The organism is Joostella sp. (genome assembly GCF_048266025.1).
In the GTDB taxonomy this organism is placed as follows: domain Bacteria; phylum Bacteroidota; class Bacteroidia; order Flavobacteriales; family Flavobacteriaceae; genus Galbibacter; species Galbibacter atrarenae.
Genome location: NZ_JBLXAF010000001.1, coordinates 1,198,068 through 1,223,799, shown reverse-complemented (window position 1 = coordinate 1,223,799; position 25,732 = coordinate 1,198,068). Strand labels below are relative to the sequence as shown.

The 25,732-nt window shown below is 32.9% G+C and carries 26 protein-coding genes; 7 read left to right on the top strand and 19 right to left on the bottom strand.

The genetic code is table 11. The annotated features are described in order from the left end of the window. The 4 genes from ACN0TY_RS05095 (at window position 1) to ACN0TY_RS05080 (ending at window position 5,796) form a co-directional block, all read left to right on the top strand. Window positions 1–636 carry a hypothetical protein gene (locus tag ACN0TY_RS05095; RefSeq protein WP_417443621.1) on the top strand — a complete coding sequence of 212 codons (636 nt, stop codon included), beginning with the start codon at window positions 1–3 and terminating at the stop codon, window positions 634–636. Next, window positions 629–1,144, top strand: a complete 516-nt coding sequence (locus ACN0TY_RS05090) for a DUF1643 domain-containing protein (RefSeq protein ID WP_417443620.1) — start codon at window positions 629–631, stop codon at window positions 1,142–1,144. The genes ACN0TY_RS05095 and ACN0TY_RS05090 overlap by 8 nt, the downstream gene beginning before the upstream one ends. After that, window positions 1,141–2,709, top strand: a complete 1,569-nt coding sequence (locus ACN0TY_RS05085) for an RNA-binding domain-containing protein (RefSeq protein ID WP_417443619.1) — start codon at window positions 1,141–1,143, stop codon at window positions 2,707–2,709. The genes ACN0TY_RS05090 and ACN0TY_RS05085 overlap by 4 nt, the downstream gene beginning before the upstream one ends. A gap of 69 nt (window positions 2,710–2,778) precedes the next feature. Beyond that, complete coding sequence (locus ACN0TY_RS05080; protein ID WP_417443618.1) at window positions 2,779–5,796, top strand: type I restriction endonuclease subunit R; 3,018 nt, start codon at window positions 2,779–2,781, stop codon at window positions 5,794–5,796. A 6-nt stretch (window positions 5,797–5,802) separates the two neighbouring features. On the opposite strand, the gene ACN0TY_RS05075 is transcribed toward ACN0TY_RS05080, so the two are convergent. The 19 genes from ACN0TY_RS05075 to ACN0TY_RS04985 form a co-directional block, all read right to left on the bottom strand. Continuing rightward, a complete protein-coding gene (locus ACN0TY_RS05075; protein ID WP_417443617.1) occupies window positions 5,803–7,083 on the bottom strand; it encodes a tyrosine-type recombinase/integrase in 1,281 nt (426 codons plus the stop codon). A gap of 312 nt (window positions 7,084–7,395) precedes the next feature. Then, the gene (locus ACN0TY_RS05070) at window positions 7,396–8,043 is read right to left on the bottom strand and encodes a hypothetical protein (protein ID WP_417443616.1); all 648 of its coding nucleotides are present in this window, start codon (window positions 8,041–8,043) and stop codon (window positions 7,396–7,398) included. A gap of 32 nt (window positions 8,044–8,075) precedes the next feature. Continuing rightward, window positions 8,076–9,107 (bottom strand): hypothetical protein, encoded by a 1,032-nt coding sequence (locus ACN0TY_RS05065; RefSeq protein WP_236957950.1) that lies wholly within the window; start codon window positions 9,105–9,107, stop codon window positions 8,076–8,078. Window positions 9,108–9,311: 204 nt separating this feature from the next. Further along, on the bottom strand, window positions 9,312–9,935 hold the full coding sequence (locus tag ACN0TY_RS05060; protein WP_417443615.1) for a hypothetical protein: 624 nt from the start codon (window positions 9,933–9,935) through the stop codon (window positions 9,312–9,314). 46 nt (window positions 9,936–9,981) lie between these two features. Then, window positions 9,982–10,779, bottom strand: coding sequence for a hypothetical protein (locus ACN0TY_RS05055; protein WP_236957948.1), 798 nt, complete (start codon window positions 10,777–10,779; stop codon window positions 9,982–9,984). A gap of 456 nt (window positions 10,780–11,235) precedes the next feature. After that, on the bottom strand, window positions 11,236–12,138 hold the full coding sequence (locus ACN0TY_RS05050; protein ID WP_417443614.1) for a diacylglycerol/lipid kinase family protein: 903 nt from the start codon (window positions 12,136–12,138) through the stop codon (window positions 11,236–11,238). Between the two features lie 195 nt (window positions 12,139–12,333). Further along, window positions 12,334–12,627, bottom strand: a complete 294-nt coding sequence (locus ACN0TY_RS05045; RefSeq protein WP_236957946.1) for a chaperone modulator CbpM — start codon at window positions 12,625–12,627, stop codon at window positions 12,334–12,336. 9 nt (window positions 12,628–12,636) lie between these two features. Next, the gene (locus ACN0TY_RS05040; RefSeq protein WP_417443613.1) at window positions 12,637–13,548 is read right to left on the bottom strand and encodes a DnaJ C-terminal domain-containing protein; all 912 of its coding nucleotides are present in this window, start codon (window positions 13,546–13,548) and stop codon (window positions 12,637–12,639) included. A 102-nt stretch (window positions 13,549–13,650) separates the two neighbouring features. Then, complete coding sequence (locus ACN0TY_RS05035) at window positions 13,651–14,250, bottom strand: nucleotidyltransferase family protein (protein WP_417443612.1); 600 nt, start codon at window positions 14,248–14,250, stop codon at window positions 13,651–13,653. 52 nt (window positions 14,251–14,302) lie between these two features. Then, the gene (locus ACN0TY_RS05030) at window positions 14,303–15,325 is read right to left on the bottom strand and encodes an XdhC family protein (protein ID WP_417443611.1); all 1,023 of its coding nucleotides are present in this window, start codon (window positions 15,323–15,325) and stop codon (window positions 14,303–14,305) included. A gap of 7 nt (window positions 15,326–15,332) precedes the next feature. Beyond that, entirely contained in the window at window positions 15,333–16,523 is a 1,191-nt protein-coding gene (locus ACN0TY_RS05025) for a molybdopterin molybdotransferase MoeA (protein ID WP_417443610.1), read from the bottom strand. A 25-nt stretch (window positions 16,524–16,548) separates the two neighbouring features. Next, on the bottom strand, window positions 16,549–17,337 hold the full coding sequence (locus ACN0TY_RS05020) for a sulfite exporter TauE/SafE family protein (protein ID WP_417443609.1): 789 nt from the start codon (window positions 17,335–17,337) through the stop codon (window positions 16,549–16,551). Then, window positions 17,321–18,394, bottom strand: coding sequence for a ThiF family adenylyltransferase (locus tag ACN0TY_RS05015; protein ID WP_417443608.1), 1,074 nt, complete (start codon window positions 18,392–18,394; stop codon window positions 17,321–17,323). Before ACN0TY_RS05015 ends, ACN0TY_RS05020 begins: the two co-directional genes overlap by 17 nt. Then, window positions 18,381–18,995: an NTP transferase domain-containing protein gene (locus tag ACN0TY_RS05010; protein ID WP_417443607.1), complete on the bottom strand. Its 615-nt coding sequence runs from the start codon at window positions 18,993–18,995 to the stop codon at window positions 18,381–18,383. Before ACN0TY_RS05010 ends, ACN0TY_RS05015 begins: the two co-directional genes overlap by 14 nt. Then, window positions 18,970–19,440, bottom strand: coding sequence for a cyclic pyranopterin monophosphate synthase MoaC (gene moaC, locus ACN0TY_RS05005; RefSeq protein ID WP_417443606.1), 471 nt, complete (start codon window positions 19,438–19,440; stop codon window positions 18,970–18,972). The genes ACN0TY_RS05010 and moaC overlap by 26 nt, the downstream gene beginning before the upstream one ends. A 71-nt stretch (window positions 19,441–19,511) precedes the next feature. Next, the gene (gene moaA / locus ACN0TY_RS05000; protein WP_417443605.1) at window positions 19,512–20,495 is read right to left on the bottom strand and encodes a GTP 3',8-cyclase MoaA; all 984 of its coding nucleotides are present in this window, start codon (window positions 20,493–20,495) and stop codon (window positions 19,512–19,514) included. A gap of 36 nt (window positions 20,496–20,531) precedes the next feature. Next, window positions 20,532–20,771, bottom strand: a complete 240-nt coding sequence (moaD, locus tag ACN0TY_RS04995; protein ID WP_236957936.1) for a molybdopterin converting factor subunit 1 — start codon at window positions 20,769–20,771, stop codon at window positions 20,532–20,534. Window positions 20,772–20,952: 181 nt separating this feature from the next. Beyond that, a complete protein-coding gene (locus ACN0TY_RS04990) occupies window positions 20,953–22,284 on the bottom strand; it encodes a sugar porter family MFS transporter (RefSeq protein WP_417443604.1) in 1,332 nt (443 codons plus the stop codon). Window positions 22,285–22,355: 71 nt separating this feature from the next. Beyond that, on the bottom strand, window positions 22,356–23,135 hold the full coding sequence (locus ACN0TY_RS04985; protein WP_236957933.1) for an HAD-IIA family hydrolase: 780 nt from the start codon (window positions 23,133–23,135) through the stop codon (window positions 22,356–22,358). A gap of 224 nt (window positions 23,136–23,359) precedes the next feature. On the opposite strand from ACN0TY_RS04985, the gene ACN0TY_RS04980 reads away from it, so the two are divergent. Genes ACN0TY_RS04980 through ACN0TY_RS04970 form a run of 3 tightly spaced genes read left to right on the top strand, consistent with a single transcriptional unit; the run spans window position 23,360 to window position 25,725 of the window. Continuing rightward, window positions 23,360–23,968 (top strand): TIGR04282 family arsenosugar biosynthesis glycosyltransferase, encoded by a 609-nt coding sequence (locus tag ACN0TY_RS04980; RefSeq protein WP_417443603.1) that lies wholly within the window; start codon window positions 23,360–23,362, stop codon window positions 23,966–23,968. Between the two features lie 4 nt (window positions 23,969–23,972). Beyond that, window positions 23,973–24,788, top strand: coding sequence for a purine-nucleoside phosphorylase (locus ACN0TY_RS04975; RefSeq protein WP_417443602.1), 816 nt, complete (start codon window positions 23,973–23,975; stop codon window positions 24,786–24,788). Between the two features lie 46 nt (window positions 24,789–24,834). Continuing rightward, on the top strand, window positions 24,835–25,725 hold the full coding sequence (locus ACN0TY_RS04970) for a sterol desaturase family protein (protein ID WP_417443601.1): 891 nt from the start codon (window positions 24,835–24,837) through the stop codon (window positions 25,723–25,725). The last annotated feature ends 7 nt before the right edge of the window (window positions 25,726–25,732 follow it).

The following is a 25,732-nucleotide window of genomic DNA, read 5'->3' as shown; positions in this document are numbered from 1 at the left end:
ATGGAACAATTAGTTAATAGAGTTAAAAACATAGTTGATATTTGTTGGGATAGTTTTTCAGCAAAGGTTGGCTGTGGTCTTGTTGTTATTAACAAAGAAGCTTCTATGCAATTGCAATTTGCATACATTTTAAAAAACAGTCTTGATTTAGCAGTTTATAATGATGATGAGTCAGTGGAACTCGAACTGGAAACAGCTATTCCTGTAAATGGACGTTTAAGAGAATGTGATATAGTTATCCAAATGACAAAAGGAGAAACCGAACTGTATTTGCCTATAGAGATGAAATGCTATAAAGAGTATGCCTCAAGTGGTGGTAAACGAGGAGCTTCTGATATTTTTATGAAAGATGTGTATCAAGATTTAGAGCTATTGGAAAGTTACTCAAAAAACACCCATTACAGTAATGGTATTGGTTTAGTGATGACCGATTTGGGCAGAATCCCTTTTCCTAAATCTAAAAATGGTAAAAAATGGGATTACGATATTTCAGAAGGTACTTTTCTAAACGGAGAGACTGTAAGAACTACACCAATTGGTGGTTATGAAGTCAATATTACTCTAACTAAAAGTTATGCCTTTAATTGGATTCAAATCAATAATTACTACTTCTTAAAGCTTAAATCTAATGATTAAATGGACTTACATAACTAATGAAGATAATTCTGCTAGATATACACTTGGTAAGCTAGGCAATAAAATGTTATTTTTTGTTGGAATTAATCCAAGTACTGCAAGACCTGACGATTTAGATAGAACAGTTGCAAGGGTTGAGAGTTTTGCTTTCAACAATGGTTATGATGGTTGGTTGATGCTTAATGTATATCCTCAAAGGGCAACAAACCCAAAGGATATGCACCTTGAGATTGATACTGTAATGCACCAAGAACACATTGAACAGGTCAAACAATTTATTGATGAACACAAACATTTTGACATCTGTGCAGCTTGGGGAACTGAAATAGATAGAAGGAAGTATTTAAAAGATTGTTTAAGGGATTTGGTTGAAACCATTGGTTATGATAAGAATTGGATTTATTTGCATGAGTTGACTAAACATAACCATCCTAGACATCCATTGTATTTACCATCAAAAGCATTGTTCTCAAAATTTAATATAAAGTCTTATCTTGATAACCTATGAGCATATTAGTTAGCATAGAAGATTTATTATCTGGAAACGTGGTAGAGGGTACACGTATGGAGTTTAAAAAAGGATGGAATCCTAAACCCATTATGCGTTCTGTATGTGCTTTTGCTAACGATTTTGAGAATGAAGGTAGTGGCTATATTATTGTAGGTGTAGATGAAGTAGATGGTAAGCCAATAAGACCTGTTTTGGGGTTTAACCCAAACCAATTAGAGTCGGTTGAAAAAGAACTTCTGGGATATTGCAATCAAATAAAACCTTCTTATTTCCCTCGTACATCTTTAGAGGCTATTGATGGTAAACATGTTCTGGTTATTTGGATTCCAGCAGGTAGTAACAGACCTTACAAAGTGCCAGATGATGTTTTAGCGAAACATAAAACCTATAACTATCGCATTCGCTTTAACTCCAACAGTATTGTTCCAAACCCAGAGCAAGAAGCCGAATTGTTGCAACTTACAACCAAAATCCCTTTTGATGATAGGGTTAATACACAAGCTAGTGTAAATGATATGAGTTCTTCACTTATGCGTGAACATCTTGAGAAAACAAAAAGTAGGCTGTTAGAGGAAAGCAATAAAATGACCGTAGAGGAACTTGCTGAAAAAATGAACTTATCTCAAGGAGCAAACGAACATTTGTTTCCTAAAAATGTTGGCTTACTCATGTTTTCAGACCATTCAGAGAAATATTTTAAAGGTGTTCAAATAGATGTTGTAGAATTTCCAAATGGCGTTGCAGGAAAAGAATTTACTGAAAAAATTTTTAAAGGGGCAATACAAAAACAATTAGTAGATGCTCTCTCCTATATAAAAACCAATGTAATTAAAGAGAAAGTAATTAAACATGCTGATAAAGAAGCTTCCGATAGGGTTTTTAATTATCCATTTAATGCTATTGAGGAGGCTTTATCTAATGCTGTTTATCATAGGAATTACGAGCTACAAGATCCTATCGAAGTGAGAATATTTCCTGATGCTATTGAAATTATTAGTTACAATGGTGCTGACCCTTCTTTAAAACAAGAAGATTTTGATAAAGGTATTGTTAGAGCTAGACGTTACAGGAATAGACGTATTGGAGAATTTTTAAAAGAATTAAGGCTTACTGAAGGTAGAGGAACTGGTATTCCAACTATTGTAAAAGCTTTAAAAGATAATGGTTCTGGTAGTCCTACATTTGATACTAATGAACCTCAAAGAACTCATTTTTTAATTGAAATTCCTATTCATCCTGAATTTGATGATCAAGTGAGTGACCAAGTGAGTGACCAAGTGAGTGACCAAGCAAATAAACTAACTAAAGAACAAATTGAAGTTTTAAACTTTACTCTCAAACCTCACAAAAGAAAAGAGATTTTAGAAGAATGTTTAGGGCTTTCTAATCAAACTAAAAACTTTAGCACACATATTGAACCTCTAGTAGTTTTAAATCTGATTGAATTGACTATTCCTGATAAACCAACTAGTCAAAATCAAAAATATGTAACTACCAATATTGGAAAGAGTGTTCTTACATCTATTAAAAATAGAGATAAAAATGATGAAGTAACTAACTAGGTAACTAAGGTAGTAACTAAGATGGTAACTAAGGTAGTAACTAGGTGAGTAATTAAGATAAGACATACTATGGCAAAAGGTATTCATACTGAACTAACATTTGAAGAAGCTATTGAGGCATCACTTTTAGAAGAAGGTGGTTATGCAAAAGGACTATCTAAAGACTTTGATGCTCAATTAGGTTTATTCCCTACATATATAACTAATTTTCTTAAAGACTCTCAACCTAAAGCTTGGGATAAATTAAGTAACATCCATAAAGAAGATGTACAAACCAAAGTTGTTCAACGTTTAATTCGAGAATTGGATTTAAGAGGAACTCTTGATGTTGTTAGAAATGGATTTACAGATTATGGGGTTAAGTTTAAAATGGGCTATTTTAAGCCTGAAACCACACTTAACGAAGATGATAAGGTATTATACCAAAAAAATCATTTAAGCGTTACCAGACAGCTTTATTACGAGCGTAATGGCAATAACTCTTTAGATATGGTATTGAGCTTAAACGGACTGCCAATTGCCTCTATAGAGCTTAAAAACCAGTTTTCTGGTCAAAATGTTAGCAATGCCAAAAAACAATATGTTTTTGACAGAGAGCCAACCGAACCAATATTTGCATTTAAAAAAAGAGCTTTAGTGCATTTTGCTGTAGATACGGATGAATGCTACATGACAACTAAACTAAATGCTAAAGCTACTAGATATTTGCCTTTTAATTTAGGGTTTAACAATGGAGCAGGAAATCCACCAAACAAAGATGGTTATAGAACAGATTACCTTTGGAAATATGTTTGGGCTAAAGATAGCTTCATGGATATTATTGGCAAGTTCCTTCATTTGCATGTTGAAGAGTATGAGTTAAATGGAGTAAAAAGGAATAAAGAAACCATGATTTTCCCTCGATACCATCAATTAGATGTGGTAAGAGCGTTAACCAAAAATGCTAAAAGCAATGGAGCAGGTAAAAACTACTTAATTCAACATTCGGCAGGTTCAGGAAAATCCAATTCAATTGCTTGGTTATCTTACCGATTATCCAGTTTACACAATACCAATAATGAGCGTATTTTTGATTCCGTAATTGTAATTACAGACCGTAAGGTCCTAGATAGTCAGTTACAAAATACCATTTATCAATTTGAGCATAAACAAGGAGTAGTACAAAAAATTGATAAGAACTCGCAACAATTAGCAGATGCCTTAACAGCAGGTTCTAACATAATCATCACAACGCTTCAAAAGTTTCCTTTTATTCTTGATAAAATTGGAGAATTACCAACAAGAAAATACGCTGTTATTATAGATGAAGCTCACTCCTCTCAAGGTGGTGAAGCTACTAAAAAGATGAAGGAGGTTTTATCTGCAAAAACATTAGAAGAAGCCCAAGACCTTGAGTTAGATTCTGGCTTAGATGATGATGCAGAAGATGAAATCAGAAAATCTATGGAAGCTAGAGGCAAACAAGACAATTTAAGTTTCTTTGCCTTTACTGCTACTCCAAAAGCCAAAACTGTTGAAGTGTTTGGAACACCTAATATTGATGGAACACCAAAACCTTTTCATTTATACAGCATGAAACAAGCTATTGAAGAAGGATTTATTTTAGATGTGCTTCAAAATTATACGACTTACAAAACTTATTTTAGGCTCTCAAAAGAAATTGAGGAAGACCCAAAGGTCAACAAAAAACAAGCATCAAGAGCAATAGGTCGATTCCTTTCTTTGCATCCACATAATTTAGCTCAAAAATCAGAAGTAATCATTGAGCACTTTAGGCAAGTAGTTTCAAAAAAAATTGGAGGTAAAGCCAAAGCAATGGTTGTAACTAGTTCTAGGCTTCATGCTGTGCGTTATAAAGAAGAATTTGACAAATTCATTAAAGATAAAGGTTATACAGATGTAAAAACATTAGTAGCATTCTCTGGCAAAGTTATTTATGACACCTACCCTGAAGGCGTTACAGAAGTTGAGCTTAATGGATTTAAAGAAAAGGAACTGCCAAAAAAATTTGCTACAAGTGAATATCAATTACTTTTAGTAGCTGACAAGTATCAAACAGGATTTGATCAACCTTTACTCCATACTATGTATGTTGATAAAAAATTATCTGGGGTAAAATGTGTACAAACACTTTCTAGACTGAATAGAATGAGTGCAGGAAAAGAAGATACTTTTATTTTAGATTTCACCAATGAGATAGGAGACATTGTAAATTCTTTTCAGCCTTATTATGAATTAACAAGCATTGAATCCAATACAGATCCAAATCACTTGTATGATTTAAAAAATGAAATTGAAAAAGCACAAGTAATTTGGCACTCGGAAGTTGATAACTTCTGTAATGTGTATTTTAAATCTATAAATGCTTTAAATGTGAAGCAACAAGCCAAACTAAATGCATTTATAGATCCTGCGGTTGAACGCTACAAACAACTTCCAGAAGAGAATTCTAAAGAAGATATCATTGGAACTGAGACCACTCAAGACAATTTCAAACATGCTCTGCAATCGTTTACTAGAACCTATTCATTCTTAACCCAAATCATGCCTTTTACAGATGTAGATTTGGAAAAACTATTCACATACAGTAGATTTCTTTTAAAAAAACTGCCACGTAAAAATCAACGTGATAGGTTTAAGTTAGGTGATGAAGTTTCATTGGAATATTACAGAATTCAAAAAATAGCAGAACAAAATTTGGTATTAGAAAGTCAAGGAGAATATGGATTAGATGGACTTTCAGAATCTGGAATTAGAGCAACTAAAGAAGAGAAAGAAGCACTTTCCGAAATTATCAATGTTCTTAACTCTAAATTCGGCACAGAGTTTTCTGATGCCGACAAGTTATTTTTTGATCAAATAGAGGAAGAATTAATCTCTGATGAAAAGCTATCAGAACAAGCTCAAAATAATACACTAGACAATTTTAAGTTTGGTTTTAACGATGCTTTTATGGATAAGTTAATAGGTCGTATGGAACAAAATCAGGATATTTTTTCAAAGATGATGGATGATAAAGATTTTGGAACAATTGTTAAAAATTATATGCTTAAAAAGGTATATGAACGGCTTAATAAGCAACCATGATAAGCCCTAATTAGACAACTGTGACTGTTCAGCCCAAAGGTCTCTAACTTTTTGAGAATGCTCCTCTTTAGTTGTCTTTACATACTTAATAAATTGTTGCTCACTTTTATGACCTGTTATAGACATAATAGTTTGGTTTGGTAATTCGCCATAATGATTTGTTGCAAACGACCTACGACAGGTATGACTAGAAACCAATTCATATTTAGGATAATAACCTTTTTCTTTCCGCTTAGTTTCGGAGTTTAATTTACTTCCCATAACCACCTGCTCAATTCTAGCTAACTTACAGATTTCTTTAATATCCTTATTATACTTTTGATCTGAAATTATCTTCGGCAAATCATTTTCTCGCTTTTTTAAAATATACTTTACCTGCTCATGCATAGGTATTTTTAAACTTATACTCGTTTTTGTAGAATCAATAACATCTATTGTATTATCAGTAATACTAAATTCTGAAAGTCTTTTTAAATCTGAAATTCTCAAACCAGTCCATAACCCTATGATCATTAAATCTCTAGAATTATCAAGTCGCTTATTTTTAGAAAGATCTAATGAGTAAATTTTTTGAATTTCATTTTTATCTAAATAAACGTCTATCGGCTTTTCTCTTTTTATTGTAAAATTTCTATGTTCAAATTCAGGATTTACTCTATAACCAAGTGTTTTTGCCTCTCTACAAAAAGTTTTAATCTGACTAAGATATTTCTCAATTGTAGTAGAACCATAATTCCCTATCACTTTAAGAAAATGCAAAAATTTGTTATGAAATTGTAAATCTATATCCCAAATTTTTAAAGTAATATCCTCTTCGAATTGAAACTCTTTTAACCTCTCTAAGGTTGTATTGTACTTCTGTATAGTTTTTTTCGATAGTATTTTTCCTGTAGATGGATTTACTCTCGTTTTTGAATCTAAAATAAATTTCTCTACGAATGGAACAAAAAAGATTTCATAGTTTAAGAATTCTTCTGATGGTCTGTTATTATATCTCAACACCCTATTTGATAACCAATTTTTAGTTATTAAATCCCCATTAGAATAGGCAGCATTATACTCCTCTATTATAAACTCCTTTAATCCTATAAGCTGTGGATTTACTCTTTTTGCTTCAAAAATTGAATCTAGAGAATTAGTAACTCTTTGCTGTTTATTAGACCAACTTTTAGGATTTATAATAAAACCTGTTTTTACGATAATATCAAAAATTTTACTATCATAAAATCTTATATAAATATTAGCAGGATTTTTTTTTGATTTAACTGTATATCGTATTGAAGCCATACTATAAAATTCACTTAGTCAAATATAATAATTTTCCCGATATTTTCCCGAAAAAAATTAAACCAATTCAAACTCAGTCAAACAATCTCAATAAAATTACAAGATAAATAATTGATAAACAACAAGATATATCATATCCAAAGTTCAGCCAAATTCAGTACAATTCAATCATCCTAGTCCAGTTCCCGCTACTAAGAGAAAAGCCTTTCAGGAAACTGAGAGGTTTTTTTGATTTATAGATTTTATTTACTTAATAACATTAAAAAAAGCTCTAGTGAAGACTAAAGCTTTTTTTATATTTCTTGTTCTTCCTTAATTCAAACTAAAAACAACTCCACCACCAAGGCTAAATTGGTAAAACGTAGAATATGTTACAACGGTAGCCTGCGGTCCATATCCATCAAAATAGAAACCACCACCAGCTCCTTGCACAGCAGAAAGTAATTGTGCTTGCATACGAATTCCAAAATAATCGTTCATCCAATAAACTCCTCCTAGTTTTGCTCCCCAGCTAAATTTTGTTGCATCAGAGCTTCGCCCGTTATCTGGATTATCAAGATTGGCAATTACCATACCTGCCATCAACCCACCGTATCCTTGAAACTGTGAACTAGGTCTAGAAAAATAGCGATTCGCCCCTACTAGCAGATAATTTATTCCTAAATCAAAATTTGTAAACCTCTCCCCTATAGTATTATATGTTTGATACCAAGTTGGCGAATTTGTATCTTGACGGAAATACGTAAACTCGAACCCCATGTACTGACTCGGTTTATACTCTAAACCTGCTCCCCATTGAAAGCCTCCTTTTATCTTTCCATCATAATATGCTCGATAATCGTAATACGAATCAAAACTATCATCAAAAGCATAATTACCATAAAAATTGACATAAAATTCTTGAGCTTGCATACTGCTTACACCCAAAAACAGCACTAATAGATAATAAAACTTCTTCATTATTATTTACTTATATTGGTTATCACTTAAATTTATTTTCTCTTATTTATCCCAAAGCGGTAATTTGCAGATAACATTATCTGATTTCTTCCCTTTCCTACTCCAGTTTCCAAACGATACCACCATCTCCTTCCATGATTATATTGAACTCCCAATTGCAAAGAAAACTCGCTTACAGGTTCCTTTTCAAATCGGTATCCTAAGGTTTTATCACCTGGCGTTCTACCGCTTAACCAATCGTCAATTTCTTTTACCACTTTATTAACAACCACTTGTTGTGCTGGTCTTAAATCATCATACCAATTATTAGCCGTATCAGATACATCATCTTTTATTTCCTGAAGTTTTCCTTGATCTACCTTAGAAAAAATCTCACTAATACTAAGTGCTCCATTAGAATTTCTATCTAAATGTTGATGCTGAACACCAATGCTGAAATTTATATTATGAAAGCGCTTATGGAATCCAAAACTACGCCCCAAACGAAAAGAAGTGATCGTTCCAAAAACATCATCATCTAACGAACTTACATCAGACCAAGTAGCATTAAAATTTAAGACAGCGAAATAATTTCCTGTTCCGTAGGCTAAAACTGTACCTAATCCATAAGTACTCGCTGTAGGATTTGTTGGAATCTCTAACTCAATTGGATTAATTAGCTTGATCGCATTGTTACTTTCGGAATGCGCATAAATTCCATATACATTTAAAAAAGGAAATAGCCAGGCTTCTAACCTTACATTAACAACATTAGCAGTATTCTCAAAAGTTTCAAACTCTAGAAAACCCATATCCACATAGTCGGAATCATCTAATTTCAGTGCAATATTATCTATATTTAGATCGGTATCTTGCCCAACATAATTCACCATAATTCCAAAAGGCAGCGGTAAATCGTGACCCATTTTCTGAACTCTATCTCCATAAATAGGTAATACATATGGATAATCTGAATTCATCAAACTATCCCTATGAATTCTATCAACTTTTCTAATAGCTATGTCTTGACTAAACACATTATTTCCAAAAAATATTCCAATAATTAATAATATCAATACTTTCAAAAAAGTACTTTTTTCAACACCCCTCATATGTTTTATTTTCAATAGGTAAGATAATAAAATCTCTAAAATAACTAATGCTTTTTTATAGATGAAAAGATTATAATCTAACCGTATCATTACTTATCAAGAAAAAGCTTTAAATAAAAGCACAGAAACATGAGGTATTCAAACCTCATGTTTCTATATTCTTAATAATTTTAAGTTTTAATTGGAATTCGAAATATTCCCTTTCGAAGTTATATTAATGATGTATTTCTCTAATTTACCATCTCTACCGAAGCTATTTAAAGAATTCATAGCATCTTTCATTGAAATTGGTATAAAATCGATATCAGTTTTTTCAATAAAACGTACTTCTCCTGCATCCATCCGCGGAGCATCTGGAACATAAACACTATAGAATCCGTTTTTAAAATTTGTAATGAAAGCAATTCTGTAAAATTGATCTTCTTTCAAGAGAATAGACTTCCAATTATCATCATCTTCTTTAGCTGGCTTATCACCGAGCATTCTATATTTTAACATCTGCAAACTAGGAAAAAGTAAAAACAACTTATCCTCTACTTTTTGTCCCCAGTCGTTTACAAGTCCTTTTTGAACTAAATACCCACTTATGTAACATACTAAAATTAAAATGACAATTGTGAAAATAGTAACTGTAGCAGCTCCAAAAACAGAATGAATATGAAAAACGTCAACCAACTTCCTTCCCAAAGGAGTTGCTAATTGGATAGCATGCGTTATTAGCACTATAAAAATAAGTAAAGGGATTAGGAAAAATATCCCTCCCAATATTACGGCATTTGTAGACTTGTTAAATATCTTCATACATAAGATTAAATAGTTCTTCTATAATCATACAGGTGTTCTCGTTTTACATGAACTGTAAATTTATCCCCGTAAACACTTGAAATATTGGCTGAACACCTCCTGTTATTATTGAATATTGTGGTTCTACAAAACAATTAATCATTGTATCCCCTACTTTAACAACCTTACCTAAACCTAAAGCCATCGGCACACTATAAGCGTCATTTTTAAAATCGAAATACCAAATCGGCACTCCTCTTAAATAAAACCCTTCTCCTAGTTGCCAAAAATAAAATGGCTGAACGGCTGCATTATTTGTGCTTTCTCTATCACTTTGACCAGCAAAAGATGTTTGCCAAGTTACTAAAGCTCCATACTGAAATACAGGAGATTTTGAGATGAATGCCACCAAAGCAAAACCACCTTGCCATTTCCCAGTACCAAGCAATTCATTTGTTGCAGTAGGTGCTGTAATTAATGGTCCTGCACCAACTGTAGAGGACGAATTAGAAACAAAATTATAAGACATAAATGCATTAACGTCTCCTAAGCCGCTAACAGATTTTACATTACCGCCACCTTGAGGAACTCCAATTGTACTTATAGGTGAGGATACTCTCAATAAAAGTTTACCCGCTGAAAATGGCTTTGCAAAACGCAACCATGTAGTATTCATATATTGCTCATCTGGTGAATTAGAGAGCTTTGGCATGTAGTAATTGTGAAAGTTTAATGCCGTCATGTTTGCAAGTGGGTTATTAGCTTGAGCCGCAGACTGCCCCCCTTCGGCAGCCTCTTCTTGCGCAAATAAAGTAACACTGCTTAATAATAGTGCGAACGCTAAGATGTGTAATTTCTTCATAGTTGAAGTATATAATTGGTTATTAAAAGCTTTTATGCATAATTTGATACTACATATACTATTATCTACTTTTTACACGAACTGAATTTAGAATTTCATCAAGAAATCACAACTACTTACAGCTCTTTTAAAAAAAGTCTATATCCTAAAAATAAATCTGTAGTGTTTAAAAGGGGGAGGGATTAAATATCTATTATTTTCGGAACAAATTTAGTTCTTATTATACTAAGTTACGAAAAAATAAATATAAATATTAACAGTGCTCTATTAACACAAAAGCACTTTACTTTCAATCATAACATTCATTCAATCCATTATAATACGAACATAAACAACTATGAATTATACTGTTGAATGTGTTTTTATTCAGATTAAAATAAAAAATACGTCTCTTATTGTCATTAAAAATATTATGTTTCAAAAGCAAAAAAACATGTGTTTGTTAAAACTTGAATTCTATTTTACAATCGAAGAAAGGCTATTTTTTGTAGAAATCAGGTTTACACCACCTGAAAGTATTTCCACATCTATATCTTTATATTTACCTATAACTTCACCATCCAATTGTAGCAATCTTGGTTTATCGAAACTCAACTGAGCTTTATCAGTACTTAAAATTTCTATATTTTCTCTATCGTAAAAGCCTTCTTCAAACTTAGAAAGTCCAGCTTTTATAATGGAATTTGTATCAATTTTCTTTACAACTACAATCTCAAATTTACCATCCATTGGGTTTCCTGTAAGATTAATTGGCACTCCAGTTCCGTATTTCCTAGAGTTACAAATACAAACCATAATACCTGACTTATCAATAGATTTACCGTTTGCATTGATAGAGACATGTATCAAATCGACTTTTTTTACTTCATCTATAAAATACTTTGCATAAGTAACCATTCCTCTATTTTCGTCCTTATCATAAGCCTCTACAATCTGTGCATTAATCCCTACATCTCCAATATGAATAGAATAATGCTCTCCATTAACCTTAACCAAATCTAAATGCCCAATAACATCGGACATGATAATATTTTTTAACGCTTCAATGGGTTTTGGATTAACAAATAACTCTACAGCCATTCCGTTAGCAGAGCCTAAAGGGATGATTCCCATCGGGATTTTTGTTTCCAATAAAGCTATTGCAGTAAAAAGTGTAGTTCCATCTCCACCAACAGAAGCAACTTTATCAGGTTGAAATTCATCAATAATTTTCTTGACACCCTCTTCATCATTAACACCAGTAGTCTTAAAAATAGAATACTCGATTCCATAATTATTACATAGGCTTTCAGCTTCTCTTAAAAAAGGTTTCTTATCTACTCCTCCAGAAATGGGGTTTACTACAAATAATAATTTCATAATATTAAATTACTTTACTTTTTAACAAAAACATGATATTCTAAACTGATATCGCCTTGGACTACTAAATATTAATACAACTCTAGGTTAAAGATAACCAAGTATATGATTACGTGAAGTTATGAATTTTATAGTAGCTGATTTGCTACTTAATTTTGTTTAACCAAAAAATAACAGCAATAAAGGCATCCATAATTATTCCTCGTACAAGTTCAGTCTATTCCTCAAATAAACGAGTTCCTTATTCATACCTTCAATCCTATTCAACAAATGAGCTATTGCCTCCAATCCCTCTTCGTTAATATCTAAATCTCGATGTAAACGCACCATTTTTTCTAGCTTAGGAACTTGATCTTCGCTAATATATTCTTCATTACCATCTCTTGTTAACTCTATCAGATTAGCTTCTACAAAACGTATTACAAAGTGTTTTTCTACTTGATAGGTCTCACAAAATTTCTGTATGGAAAGTTTATATTTAAGTACCATGTCTGTATTTTAAAGGTTTGTATTCTTTAGTTCCTCAAAAAGTTTCTTTTGCTCAGCACTTAATTTAGTTGGCAATTCCACTTGATAAGTAATATATAAATCCCCAAAAACATTATCTTTCTTATAAAATGGGAATCCTTTTCCTTTCAGTTTTACCTGTTGTCCATTTTGAGTACCTGGACTCACTTTCAACTTTACCTTACCATCAAAAGTAGAAGCTGTTATTTCACCTCCTAAAGCAGCAGTTGTGAGCTTAATATTTTCTGTTTTATACAGATTAGCTCCTTCTCTTTTAAATAAAGGATCATTATTAATAGAAAACGTAATATAAAGATCTCCATTAGGACCGCCATTCACCCCTTCTGCTCCGTGTCCTTTTATTTTTATAGTCTGACCGTTTTCTATCCCTGCAGGAATTGTAATCCGAATACTTTTATTATTTACAGAGAGCGTACGCTTATGAGAAGTATATGCATCTTTGAGGTCTAAATGCAATTCCGCATTGTAATCTTGACCTCTAAATCCAGCTTGCCTACGTTGTCCAGAAAAACCGCCACCAAACATCGATTCAAAGAAATCGGAAAAATCTTCTTCAGAACCCCCAAAGTTACCTCCTCCGCCATGAGTATATGACCTCGAAGATGATTGCCTTCTACTTTGTTGCTGCTGTGCTTTAGCACGCTCATAAGCTTCTGCATTACTCCAATTTTTTCCGTACTCATCATATTTTTTCCGCTTATCGGGATCGCTCAACACTTCATTTGCTTCATTAAGCTGCTTAAATTTTAATTCTGCTTCCTTATCATTAGGATTTAAATCTGGATGGTATTTACGAGCAAGCTTACGATATGCTTTTTTTATCTCTGCTGTAGTAGCACTTTTATCGAGTTCTAAAACTTTATAGTAATCTATAAATTCCATAATTCTACATGAGGATTAATTAATCTGATATCCATCTTAAATTTACAGATTTTTTTTATTCCTACCCAGTCACAAAAAAGAAAATAGCTAGTTAAAATACTATTAATGAGAAGTTCCAAATTGTTGTTTATAGATTTCCTTATAAGCATCTATAGTGTCAATATCTATCACCAAATGGTCGGCTTGCAATGTACATACATCTTCAAAATGAGATTTAATAAGATGTTTAGCCCCATAATCATTATTTAGCTTCTGAAGTTCATCATAATATTCAGCAGAAAAAATTGCGGGTACTCCTACGCTTCCTGAAAACCTCGAAGCTATTATTTTTTTATCCCCTTTGATGAAGTTTTTCAGAAGTCGATTTAAATAAACATCCGTAACTAGGGGTTGATCGGCTAGCATTATAAGAATCCCATCAAAATCTAGTTTTTGTAACTTTTTAACTCCAAAAGCTATCGAACTCCCTAAACCTTGCTCCCAATCATTATGCGATAGTATGTTCGCGTCTACAGCGATCGATTTTTTTATTAAATCTTCATTTGCCCCAAGAACAACAAATACCTCAGTTGCTTTAGTATTTTTTGCCACAGAAATCACATGCGCTAATAAAGTAGTTTCTCCCCACTTTAAAAGCTGCTTTGGAGATCCCATTCTGCTGGATGCTCCCGCTGCAAGAACAATAATTCCTATTTTATTCATTACTGAAGATTGTTGTTTTTACGGATTATAATACTGAAACGAGCTCTTAAATCTAATTTTCAGCATGTATACTTCCCTTTTTATCTTTTAGCTGATAAACCTCTTGCTCTCTAAATACTGCTAATATTTCAGCAATAATAGAAACTGCTATTTCTTGAGGTGTTTCCGCTCCAATATTTATTCCCGCTGGCGCATGAATACTATCAAAAAAAGAAGGATCAATATCTGAAAGGTTTTCTAATAACTTATCAAAAAGCTTCTCTCTTCGCCTTCCTGGACCTAATATTCCAATATATCTATGAGAAGAATTTACCATACGAGATAGGAATTCTATATCTTTTGAGAAGCTATGATTCATTAAAACAACTGCTGTTTCTTGGTCGATTAAATCATAATCAAAAGACCGCGGACTTGTATTAATAATAACATTTGCTCCTGGGAAATTCAATTTTGTCTTTGGATCGTCTTCTGGGGCTACAATAGTAACTTCCCACCCATTTAAAGATGCCAATGCACATAGTTGCACAGCATCGTGCTCCGCTCCTAATATTATTAGCTTTATAGAAGGCTTTAGAGTTTGTGAGAACGTTTCTAAGTTTTCTTTTTCTTCTGAAATGTTTTCTGATATAGGATACAACAACTCCCCTTCAAACTTAACATAAGAACCAAAGTTTGCATTCTCTTCTACATCTCTATTAAAATAAGAAGTTATTGTAAATGGGGTTCTCTCTTGAAGAGTTTTATTAAAAGCCTCAAGAAATTCTTTATTAACTGAAAATGGCTCAATTAAAATATACAATATCCCTTCGCACCCAAGTCTATAACGCCCATCGTAAGTCATTAATTTTGGTTTCCCATTTGCAAAAACCGACTGCGACTGTCTTAAAATTTCTTTTTCTACACATCCTCCGCTTACTGCTCCCGTCATTTTACCATCCTCTCGAATAAGCATTCTAACTCCGGGGCGCCTGTAGGAAGACCCCTCAAGAGCAACTACAGAAGCCAATACTGTTTTTAAATCTTTTGTAACAGCTCGTAAATGACCCTCAATTATGTTTTTAAATTCGTGCGTCATGAATAATTTATCTCGAAGCTATAAAAGTTACTGCTTCTCCTTTTTTATAAGGATTTTCTCTTGGCGGAAGCTGGATAAATCCATCTGTTAATGCCAAACTAGTAAGGTCTCCAGAGCCATTTTCCTTAGCACGAAAAGCTCTTTTTTCTCCATTAAGATCCTTAACCTTCACGCTAATAAATAAAGTTAAATCAGTTTTATTAGAAACTTCTTCCCCTAAAATAATGGTATTTTTAATCATCTCCAATTCTAAAGATTTATGCAACCAATCTTTAAAATAAACATGATAATTTGCGAAAGTAGAAACAGGATTCCCTGGGAAAGAAAAAATCACTGTTTTAGAAGCCTTATGAATTCCAAACCAAAAAGGTTTCCCCGGGCGTTGCTTTACCCTATGAAACACTTTTTCTACACCCAAATCTTCTAAAACTTCAGGAATATAGTCGAATTTCCCTTTGGAAACTCCCCCGCTTAACATGAGTATATCACTATTAGAAAACAACTCGATAAGATTGTTTTTAATCTCCTCCTTATTATCATTTAAATGGATATGCTTGGAATGAATATGTTCATCTAATAATAACGCATGCAAAGAAAGCATATTAGAGTTTCTTATCTGGTGTGCAGCAGGTTTTTCGTGCACAGCTACTAACTCATCTCCTGTGGATATCAATGTTACTTGTGGCAACTTTTTCACCTCAACTTCCACGCTTCCTACAGCTGCTAAAATTCCTATTTCTGCTGCTGTAATTCTAGTATTTTTCTTAACAAGAATAGCTCCTTTCTGGGTATCTACTCCTTGCTTATGAATATTCTGAAATGCTTTTACTGAAGAATTTAAAATCGCTTTTCCCTCTTTTATAGTAATGTCTTCGTACATAATAACAGTATCTGCATTTTCTGGCATTACTGCTCCCGTCATTATCTCAAGGCAATTATTTTTATCTTTTAATTTACTTTTTGGTGTTCCTGCAGCTACTACTCCTTCAATAGAAAATGCTGTTTTTCCATTTTTAATAGCTTCATAATTTACAACAATACCGTCTTTAGTAACACGGTCGAAGGGTGGAAAATCGCGATCTGCAAGAATATCTTCTGCCAAAACTCTCCCCAAGCTATTGGTAAATAATACACTTTCAGTATCAAAAGAAATTGTTTTTTCTAGTACTTTACTATGTGCTTCTTCGAAAGAAATCATGTTGTATTTATTTTAAATTATGCGATTAAAAATCAATCACTCCTAATCCGTTTTTCAATAAAACTCTAATTCCTACGATAAGAACTAATATTGCGGTAAGCAGTTTTATCCCTCTTCCACTGAGTTTATTTAAACTGATTCGGATTCCTATTTGCCCTCCAATTAAGACTGCAGCTCCTAATACCAATCCTTCTTTCCATGGGAATACAAACATCCCCGTAGAGATTAACCCTGCAATCCCAGAAATAGAGTTTACTAAGATAAAGAAACTTGCTAAGGCAGCTATTTTTATTGAAAAATCCCAGCGCATATGATTTAAAATAGGCGCCAGAAAAATACCTCCTCCAATACCTACTAATCCAGACAAAAACCCTATTCCTGCTCCTAAAACATAAGTTACCCAAACTGGATATTTCTTTGCTGTAAGTCGTGTTTTTTGCTTTCGTTCTTTAATACTTTGACTCCCCAATAATATTGCAGACAACATTAAAGCGAGTCCTAAAATGATAAAGAAAACATACTCTTTCAGCCTAAAAGATGCCCCTATAAAAGCTAGAGGAATACTCGTTGCAACAAAGGGAATGAACTTTTTAACATCAAAATGTCCGTTTTTATAATACAAATATGTGCTCCCAGAAACAACTATTAAATTGCAAACTAAAGCTACAGAACGAATTACAAAAAAACTAGCAAAAAATAATGTTAGCAACGCCAAATAGCTACTTCCTCCTCCAAAACCAACTGAAGAATATAAAATTGCGATTATAAAAAAACACAATGCAAGGATGCTAAGAGATTCAGGTGTTAACTGCATGTTGTAAATAATTATTTATCCCGCCTTCCAATTCAAAAATAGAGGCGCTTATTTTACTTTTTAATTGTTGTAGTGCTTTATTACTTCTAATCCCCGACTGACAGACTAGATAAACTGATTTAGAGTTATCTATTTCTGAGACTCTCTCCAAAAGTTCGTTTAACGGGATGTTTAAAGAGTTATCAAAATGAAAGTCTTCATATTCTGCTGGTGTTCGAACATCTATTATTTGAAAAGGAGTTCCTTTCATCAGGAAATCAGAAAAATCATCCACAGAAATAAGCGTATTGATATCACAAGAAACAGCTTCATAACTGGACTCCAAATGTGCTCTTTGTAAATTCTCTAGCTGTGATGAAAAAGATATTTGCTGATATTGCTGTTTTAAACCATCAAAAATCAATAATCTTCCAGAAAGTGTATTTCCGATTCCTGTAATTACTTTTACTACTTCTAACGCTTGTAAATTCCCGATAATCCCTGGGACAACCCCCAATACTCCATTTTCATTACAATCTGGCATTTCTCCTTTTCCTGGCATGGTAGGAAACAAACAACGATACGTTGGCCCTCCTTTATAATTAAAAACACTTACTTGCCCTTCAAATTCATGAAGTGCCCCATAAACAAAAGGTTTCTTTAAAATTACACAAGCATCGTTAATTAAATACCTCGTTGGGAAATTATCTGTAGCATCGACTACCAGATCATATTTCTCTATTATTTCTAGAGCATTTTCAGGAGTTAAAAAGGTATGATATTCTTGTATTTTGGTTTCTGAATTCTGTGCGTGTAATTTTTGTGTAATTACAGCTAACTTAGACAAGCCAATATCGCCTTCTCCATACAAAACTTGACGTTGTAAATTCGAGATATCGACGGTATCTTTCTCTACAATACCAAGCGTACCAATTCCCATTGCATTTAGATATTGCAACACAGGAACACCTAACCCACCGGCACCAACTACCAATACTTTTGCGTTCTTTAATTTTTCTTGTGCTTCTACTCCGAAGCTTTTTAAAACCGTTTGCCTTATGTATCTATTTTCGTTCAAAACCTGCTAACTTTTGCATTACTTTTATACGATCTTCCTCTGAATTTGCATTTAAAAGTACATCTTCTTGTAATGGATTCACAATCTTGATATCACTATTCAATAAAAATTTCACAGGAGAATAAGTTCCCTTTTCTGAAACAAAATTTAAAACTGCTTTTAATCCATCTGCCTCCCAAATAGCACAGAGAGGCTCTGGAATACTACGCTCTTCAGTAGCAAAAGCTGTTACTAATTTATTAGGATCTCTATTCTCTTTAAGCTGTTTTAGCGCATTTATATTCATGAGAGGCAAATCGCAGGCTAGAATAAACCAAGCTGCATTTTTATCGTAATCATGAGCGCTTAAAATTCCGTTTAAAGGACCAACGTGAATATTCTGATCTTCAATAATATTTTCTTCGGAAGAGAATTCCCTTTTTTGATCAGTTCTAATACTATAAAAAACACGATCACAAACTTCACTCAATAATTTATAAGCTTTCTCTCGCTGTGGCATTCCGTAGTAATCAATAAGTCCTTTGTCAGACTTCATCCTACTACTTTGCCCGCCAGCCATTACTAAACCATATAATTTATCTGTTGAAGTCACTTTTGCCACCCGACTTTTGATCTAATTGAATGTTTGTGATTTTTATATCGTGAGACAAGGCCTTACACATATCATAAATAGTAAGTGCACTAACTGAAACTCCCGTTAAAGCCTCCATTTCTACTCCAGTACGTTCCGTACATTTTACGGTACACAAAATAAATAGCGAATTTTCTTTTGGCTGAATATCGATATGCACTTTAGACAATGCCAATTGATGACAAAGAGGAATTAAATCTGCTGTTTTCTTTACCGCCTGAATTCCTGCAATAACTGCCGTTTGAATAATACTTCCTTTTTTGTTTGAAAAATGAGCATTCTCAAGTTCCGTAAAAACTTCTTGGGGGAAAATAACCTCGCCAGAAGCGACTGCCACTCTAGCCGTAACCTGTTTATCGGAAACATCGACCATAGTTGCTTCCCCATGTTCATTTATATGTGATAATTTATTCATCGTATTATTTATAGTAGTGATTTTAAGTATGGAGGTTTTAACTTCCCATACTTATAACTTTATAATTCCTTTTATCCTCCAATTGAGGTCATTGAATTATTAAAAACACCATCATATTTTTGCTGTTCTTCAAAACCTGTTTTAGAACGACTTCCGATGGCAGCTAAAATATGTTCATTAATTTTCGCTTCAGAATTATCGCTTCGTAAAATCTCTCGGATATTCATTCTTGGCTTGCCATACAAACATGTAATAACATCACCTGTAGCAGAAATCCGGAGTCGGTTGCAACTCCCACAAAAAGTCCTTGAAAAGGAAGGAATAAGACCAAAAGAACCTTTATGCCCTTTAATTTTATAATTAATAGAAGTAGATGTACTTTCTGACACTAGCTTTTCTATATTGAAATAGTGTTCTGAGATATAATTATAGATTTTCTTATAATCCCACGTAATAGTATTAAAGCTTTTAGAACCTCCATTAAATGGCATTTCTTCTAAAAACCGAATCGAAACATTATAATATTTGGTAAGTTCCACTAACGGAAGGATCTCTTCAATATTTTGACCTTCTAATGCAATACAATTCACACGAACATTAAAGCCTTCAGAAATAAGCTTTATAAGATTTTCGTAAACAGTATCGTATTGATTTCTTCTCGTTATACGTTCAAATGCTTCTTTATTTATAGCATCTAAACTAACATTGATATTTTTTATCCCCAAAGATTTTAATTCATCAATATAAGGACCAATTAATGTAGCATTTGTAGTTACAGAAATATCTTCGAGCCCTTTTAAAGATGCTAAATGTCGAAAAAGCACCATGATATCTTTACGAACAAAAGGCTCTCCTCCCGTTAAACGAATTTTATTAATCCCCTGAGAAACCATAATACTACTCAAGCTACAAAGCTCGTCCATAGTGAACAAATTATCGCGCTTTGCAAAATTGATTCCCTCTTCGGGCATGCAATAATTACAACGTAGATTACAACGGTCTGTAACCGCCAATCTTAAATAATTTATTACTCTATTATGGTTATCTATCAACATAAAATCTACTTCCTATTATTAAAAATCACAAAAAAATTATCCGCCGCTAACTGGTGGAATCAATGCAATTTCATCATCAATTGTAATATTATCGTCTTCTTGGGCATACTTATTATTTACAGCGATTGCCAAAGAAGATAATTCTTGGAGTTTAGGATATTCTTTTAATAGAAAAGACCTCAGCTGCCTTACATTCTTCACATTACTTTCCACAGAGATATGTAAGGGACTATCCCCAACAATCTCTTTTGTAATTCCAAATAGTAAAACATTCATAATCGCTATAATTCTTATTAAATTTCAATAAAAGAGTTTATCCAATGTTAAGTTAAATAAAAACAGGAGAATTGAAGTCACCATGTTACTTATTTAACATTATTGTTGTGCTTCATTTAAAATAGTGCTCTATTTTAGGCTATCTTTCTAAAACATTCCCCTAAAAAATCAATTTCAAAAACTACTCTTTCAACAGTGTTTTTGATAGATCTTCCAAAGACTTCCCTTTAGTTTCAGGCATTAAAAAGATAACAAATAATAACTGAAGAACCATCATTCCTGCGAAGAAATAAAATATAGTAGCAGGCCCTACAGTTTCAGTAAAGTAAGGGAAGAAATTTGTAATTAATGCCGCAAAAACCCAATGCGTAGAACTCCCTAAAGACATTCCGAAAGCCCTTACTCTATTTGGGAATATTTCAGAAATAAAAACCCAAATTACTGCCCCTTGTCCAATTGCATGCGATGCTATAAAAATAAATGAAAGTATAGGCACAATACTCCCTTCTGTTTCACCTGTATCAAAAGCTCTACCTATAAAAAACAAAGAAATAATATATCCTATAGACCCAATTAGCATTAACTTTTTACGACCGCTTCTATCAATAAGATACATTCCTATTAGTGTGAAAATTAAGTTTACAACTCCAATTCCTACTGTAGAAAATAGCGAAGATTCACTCCCTAAACCAGCGTCACGGAATATTCTAGGTGCATAATAAATTACCGAATTAATTCCTGATAACTGATTAAAGAAAGCAAAAAGGAAAGCTAATAGAATTACAAAACTGAATTTCTTTGAAAAAAATCGTTCTTTAAGTGACGACTTAGACGCATCTTCTGCCATCGATACTTTTATAGCCTCAAACTCTTCTTTATAATTATTTGCATTTATCTGCCTTAATGTATCCAAAGCTTCTTCTTCGGCTCCATGTTTTAAGAGTACCCAACGCGGACTTCGAGGTAGTTTTCTTACTAATAGTGCAAATGCTAATGCAGGAATTGCCTCTACTCCCATCATCCAACGCCATGAATTTTCTAGGCTTAATAAACTAATTATATAATTAGACACATAAGCCATTAAGATACCCAACACAAGATTTAGCTGAAAGGAAGCCACTAATTTCCCTCTATTTTGAGCCTGAGAAATTTCAGAAATATAAATTGGCGCGGTTACAGAAGAGGCTCCAACGGCTATTCCACCTATAAAACGAAAGACTATAAAAGAGTATACATCTGGCGCTAAAGCAGAACCAATTGCAGAAACCAAAAATAAAATGGCAATCCAGAATAAGGTCTTTCTTCTCCCAATTCTATCGGATGGAAAACCTCCAAAAATAGCTCCTACCAATGTACCATAAAGTGCTACGGCAATAGCAAATCCATGCATTAAATCGTTAAGTCCCCATTCTTTTTGTATAGCTTGTTCTGCTCCAGAAATTACAGCAGTATCGAATCCAAATAAAAAGCCACCAAGGGAAATAATGATGGCCCATTGTAATACTTTACTCATTCAGGTGTATTTTAAAAGCTTTAAAGTTTAAATAAAGCAGGTATGTTTAATTGGTTTTAAAGATAATAATTTTACTGAAGCTCTAATGCTTTTTTAAGATCTAGCTCTGCTAAAGAATTAATAATCATATCTGGTTTGAAAGCATAATCGTTTAGGTCTTTCTCTTTGGAAACACCAGATAGCGTTAAAATCGTTGTGTATCCTAATTGCACACCACCTAAAATATCTGTATCCATGGTGTCTCCTATAATAATCGTTTCTCTAGCCTCTAAACCAAGATATTTTCTTGCAGAACGCATCATTACAGGACTCGGTTTCCCTACTGAAAAAGCTTTCTTCCCTGTAGCTTCCTCTATCATAGCCACAATTGCTTTAATTCCTAAGTTAGACCACCCTTCTTTCATTGGAGATGGATCTAAATTTGTAGCGATTAATTTTGCGCCAGAAAGAATCATATCAACAGCATTATTTACCATTTCAAGAGTGAAATTTCTTCCTTCTCCAACAACAACAAAATCTGGGTTTTGATTTACCAAAGTATAACCATGTTGGTGTAAACTAGTAATTAAACCACCTTCCCCCAATACATAAGCAGTTCCATTAGGATTCATAAACGATAAGAAATATGCTGTCGCCATTGCACTGGTATAAACATTCTCCTCTTTTATTTTAATTCCCATTCTAGCCACTTTATTAACCGTATCTAAAGGTGTACGTTGGCTATTATTTGTCATAAATAAAAATGGAATCTCCTCCTTCTGAAGTGTTTTTATAAATTTATCTGCTCCAGGGATTAGTGTGTCGTTTCCGTATATAACACCATCCATATCTATTAAAAATCCTTTTTTCATCTATTCAATATATTTATTTCTGTTACTTTTACTGATGGAACTAAATTACGATATATTATGTTTTTATGTAAGAAATAACCACAAAAACGTCCAATAATCAACATATATGGATCTTATCGTACCAACAGTGAGAATTTGCTCTTGTTTTTTTATTCTAAGGAAGTATATCAACATACAAATCTGCTGATGGGACATAAAAATTTAGCTCGAAATTTATTTATATAATGAACAATAAAAATACACTCCTTATATTTACTAGGAACCCAAAGTTAGGGAAGGTAAAAACTAGGCTTGCAAAAACTATAGGCGATAAAAAAGCATTAGAAATCTATATCTTTTTATTAGAGCATACAGCAAAAGTAACTAGAAATAGTGATTGCGAGAAGAAAGTTTACTATTCTGAAGAAATGGCAGAAAATGACATCTGGGAAACACCTCCTTTTGATAAAAAACTTCAAATAGGTAGTGATTTAGGCATCCGTATGATGAATGCTTTTAAAGATAGTTTTTCTATTGGTTATGAAAAAGCAATTATAATAGGAAGCGATTTATACGATATTACAGAAAAACACATTGAAGAGGCTTTTAGTAAACTAGAAACTAATGATGTTGTTATTGGACCTGCTCAAGATGGAGGCTATTATCTTTTAGGAATGAAAAAACTATATCCAGAAATATTTCAGCAAAAAAAATGGGGCACAAATACTGTTTTAAGAGATACTTTAGAAGATTTAAAAACAGTTGATGTAGCTTTGTTAGAAGAACTTAACGACGTAGATGTATATGACGATATTAAGGATCATGCTGCGTTTGAGAAATTTTTAAAAAAATAAAATTATGACAAAAAAAGAATTACAAGAAACTACTGCATATTTAAAAAGTAAAGGATTTGATAACCCAGAAGTTGGGATCGTTTTAGGAACAGGATTAGGGAAATTGGTAGACGAGATTAAAGATCCGATTGTGGCGCATTATAACCAAATTCCTTTTTTTCCGTTAGCTACTGTAGAGTTTCACAGTGGTAAATTAATTTTCGGAGAAATTGAAGGCAAAAAGGTTGTTGTAATGCAAGGTCGCTTCCATTTATACGAAGGCTATGATTTTATAGATATTACATATCCAATTCGAGCAATGCATGAACTTGGAATTAAAAAACTTTTAATTTCTAATGCCGCAGGATCTATAAATTTAGATTTCAAAAAAGGCGATTTAATGCTTATTGAAGATCATATAAACTTACAAGGAGGTTCTCCTCTAGCATTTAAAGATGTAGGCGCTTTTGGTCATCGTTTTGTAGATATGAGCGAACCTTATGATGTGGAGATGCGTAAAACAATTATCGACGCTGCCACTGATGAAAATATTTCGCTTCAGAAAGGAGTTTATGTTTCTGTAATTGGTCCGGAATTAGAAACAAAAGCAGAATATCGCTACTTAAAATTAATTGGCGCCGATGCCGTAGGAATGAGCACTGTTCCTGAAGTTATAGTTGCCAATCATTTAAGTTTACCTGTAGCCGCTATTTCTGTTATTACTGATGAAGGAGATCCAGATAACCTACAGCCTATAGATATTCAAGAGATAATTAAAGTTGCAGGAGAAGCAGAACCAAAAATGATTACACTTTTCAAAAAATTAATAAAGCAACTTTAAAAAATCTTACGGGAAGGCTAAAAGTAGTCTCTAAATATAATAGTAAATGAATAAATACATTGAAACCATAAAAAACTCTTATTCGGGTTATTTTAATTACCTAATATCGGAGATTACTAATTTCCATTGGGAAAACTATTTTTATGGGCTTCTTATAATATCCCTTACCATTTGGGGACTAGAAATATTATTCCCGTGGCGGAAAGATCAAAAGATATTCCGAAAAGATTTCTGGCTAGACACCTTTTATCTATTCTTTAATTTTTTTCTACTGAATCTTATTGCACTAATTGCACTTTCCAATACAGCAGAATTAATATTTAACGATTTCCTTGGAATTTTTGGGTTATCAGTGGACAGTTTTCAGCTTTTTGATTCCACAAAATTACCATGGCTTTTAGGACTATTTATATTTTTCCTTACCGCAGATTTCATCCAATGGGGTACACATATTTTACTCCATCGTGTTCCTTTCTTATGGAATTTCCATAAAACACACCATTCGGTAAAAGAAATGGCTTTTGCAGCTCATTTTAGATACCATTGGATGGAGCCCATTGTTTATAAATCGATTCTATACATTCCGATTGCAATTATTGGAGGTTTTAATATTGAAGCAGTTGCTATTGTTCACTTTTTCAATATTGCAATAGGCCATCTAAATCATGCTAATATTGGTTGGGATTACGGATATTTAAAATATATTTTCAATAATCCTAAAATGCATATTTGGCATCATAGTAAAGAAATGCCAAATAAATATGGCGTTAACTTTGGAATTACTCTTAGTGTCTGGGATTATATTTTTAAAACTGATTACATTCCTTACGACGGAAGAGATATTGAACTCGGTTTTCATGATGATGATAAATTCCCGCAGGAGTTTATAAATCAGGAATTATATCCATGGAGTGCTTCTAAAAAAAATAAAGACTAATAAAATT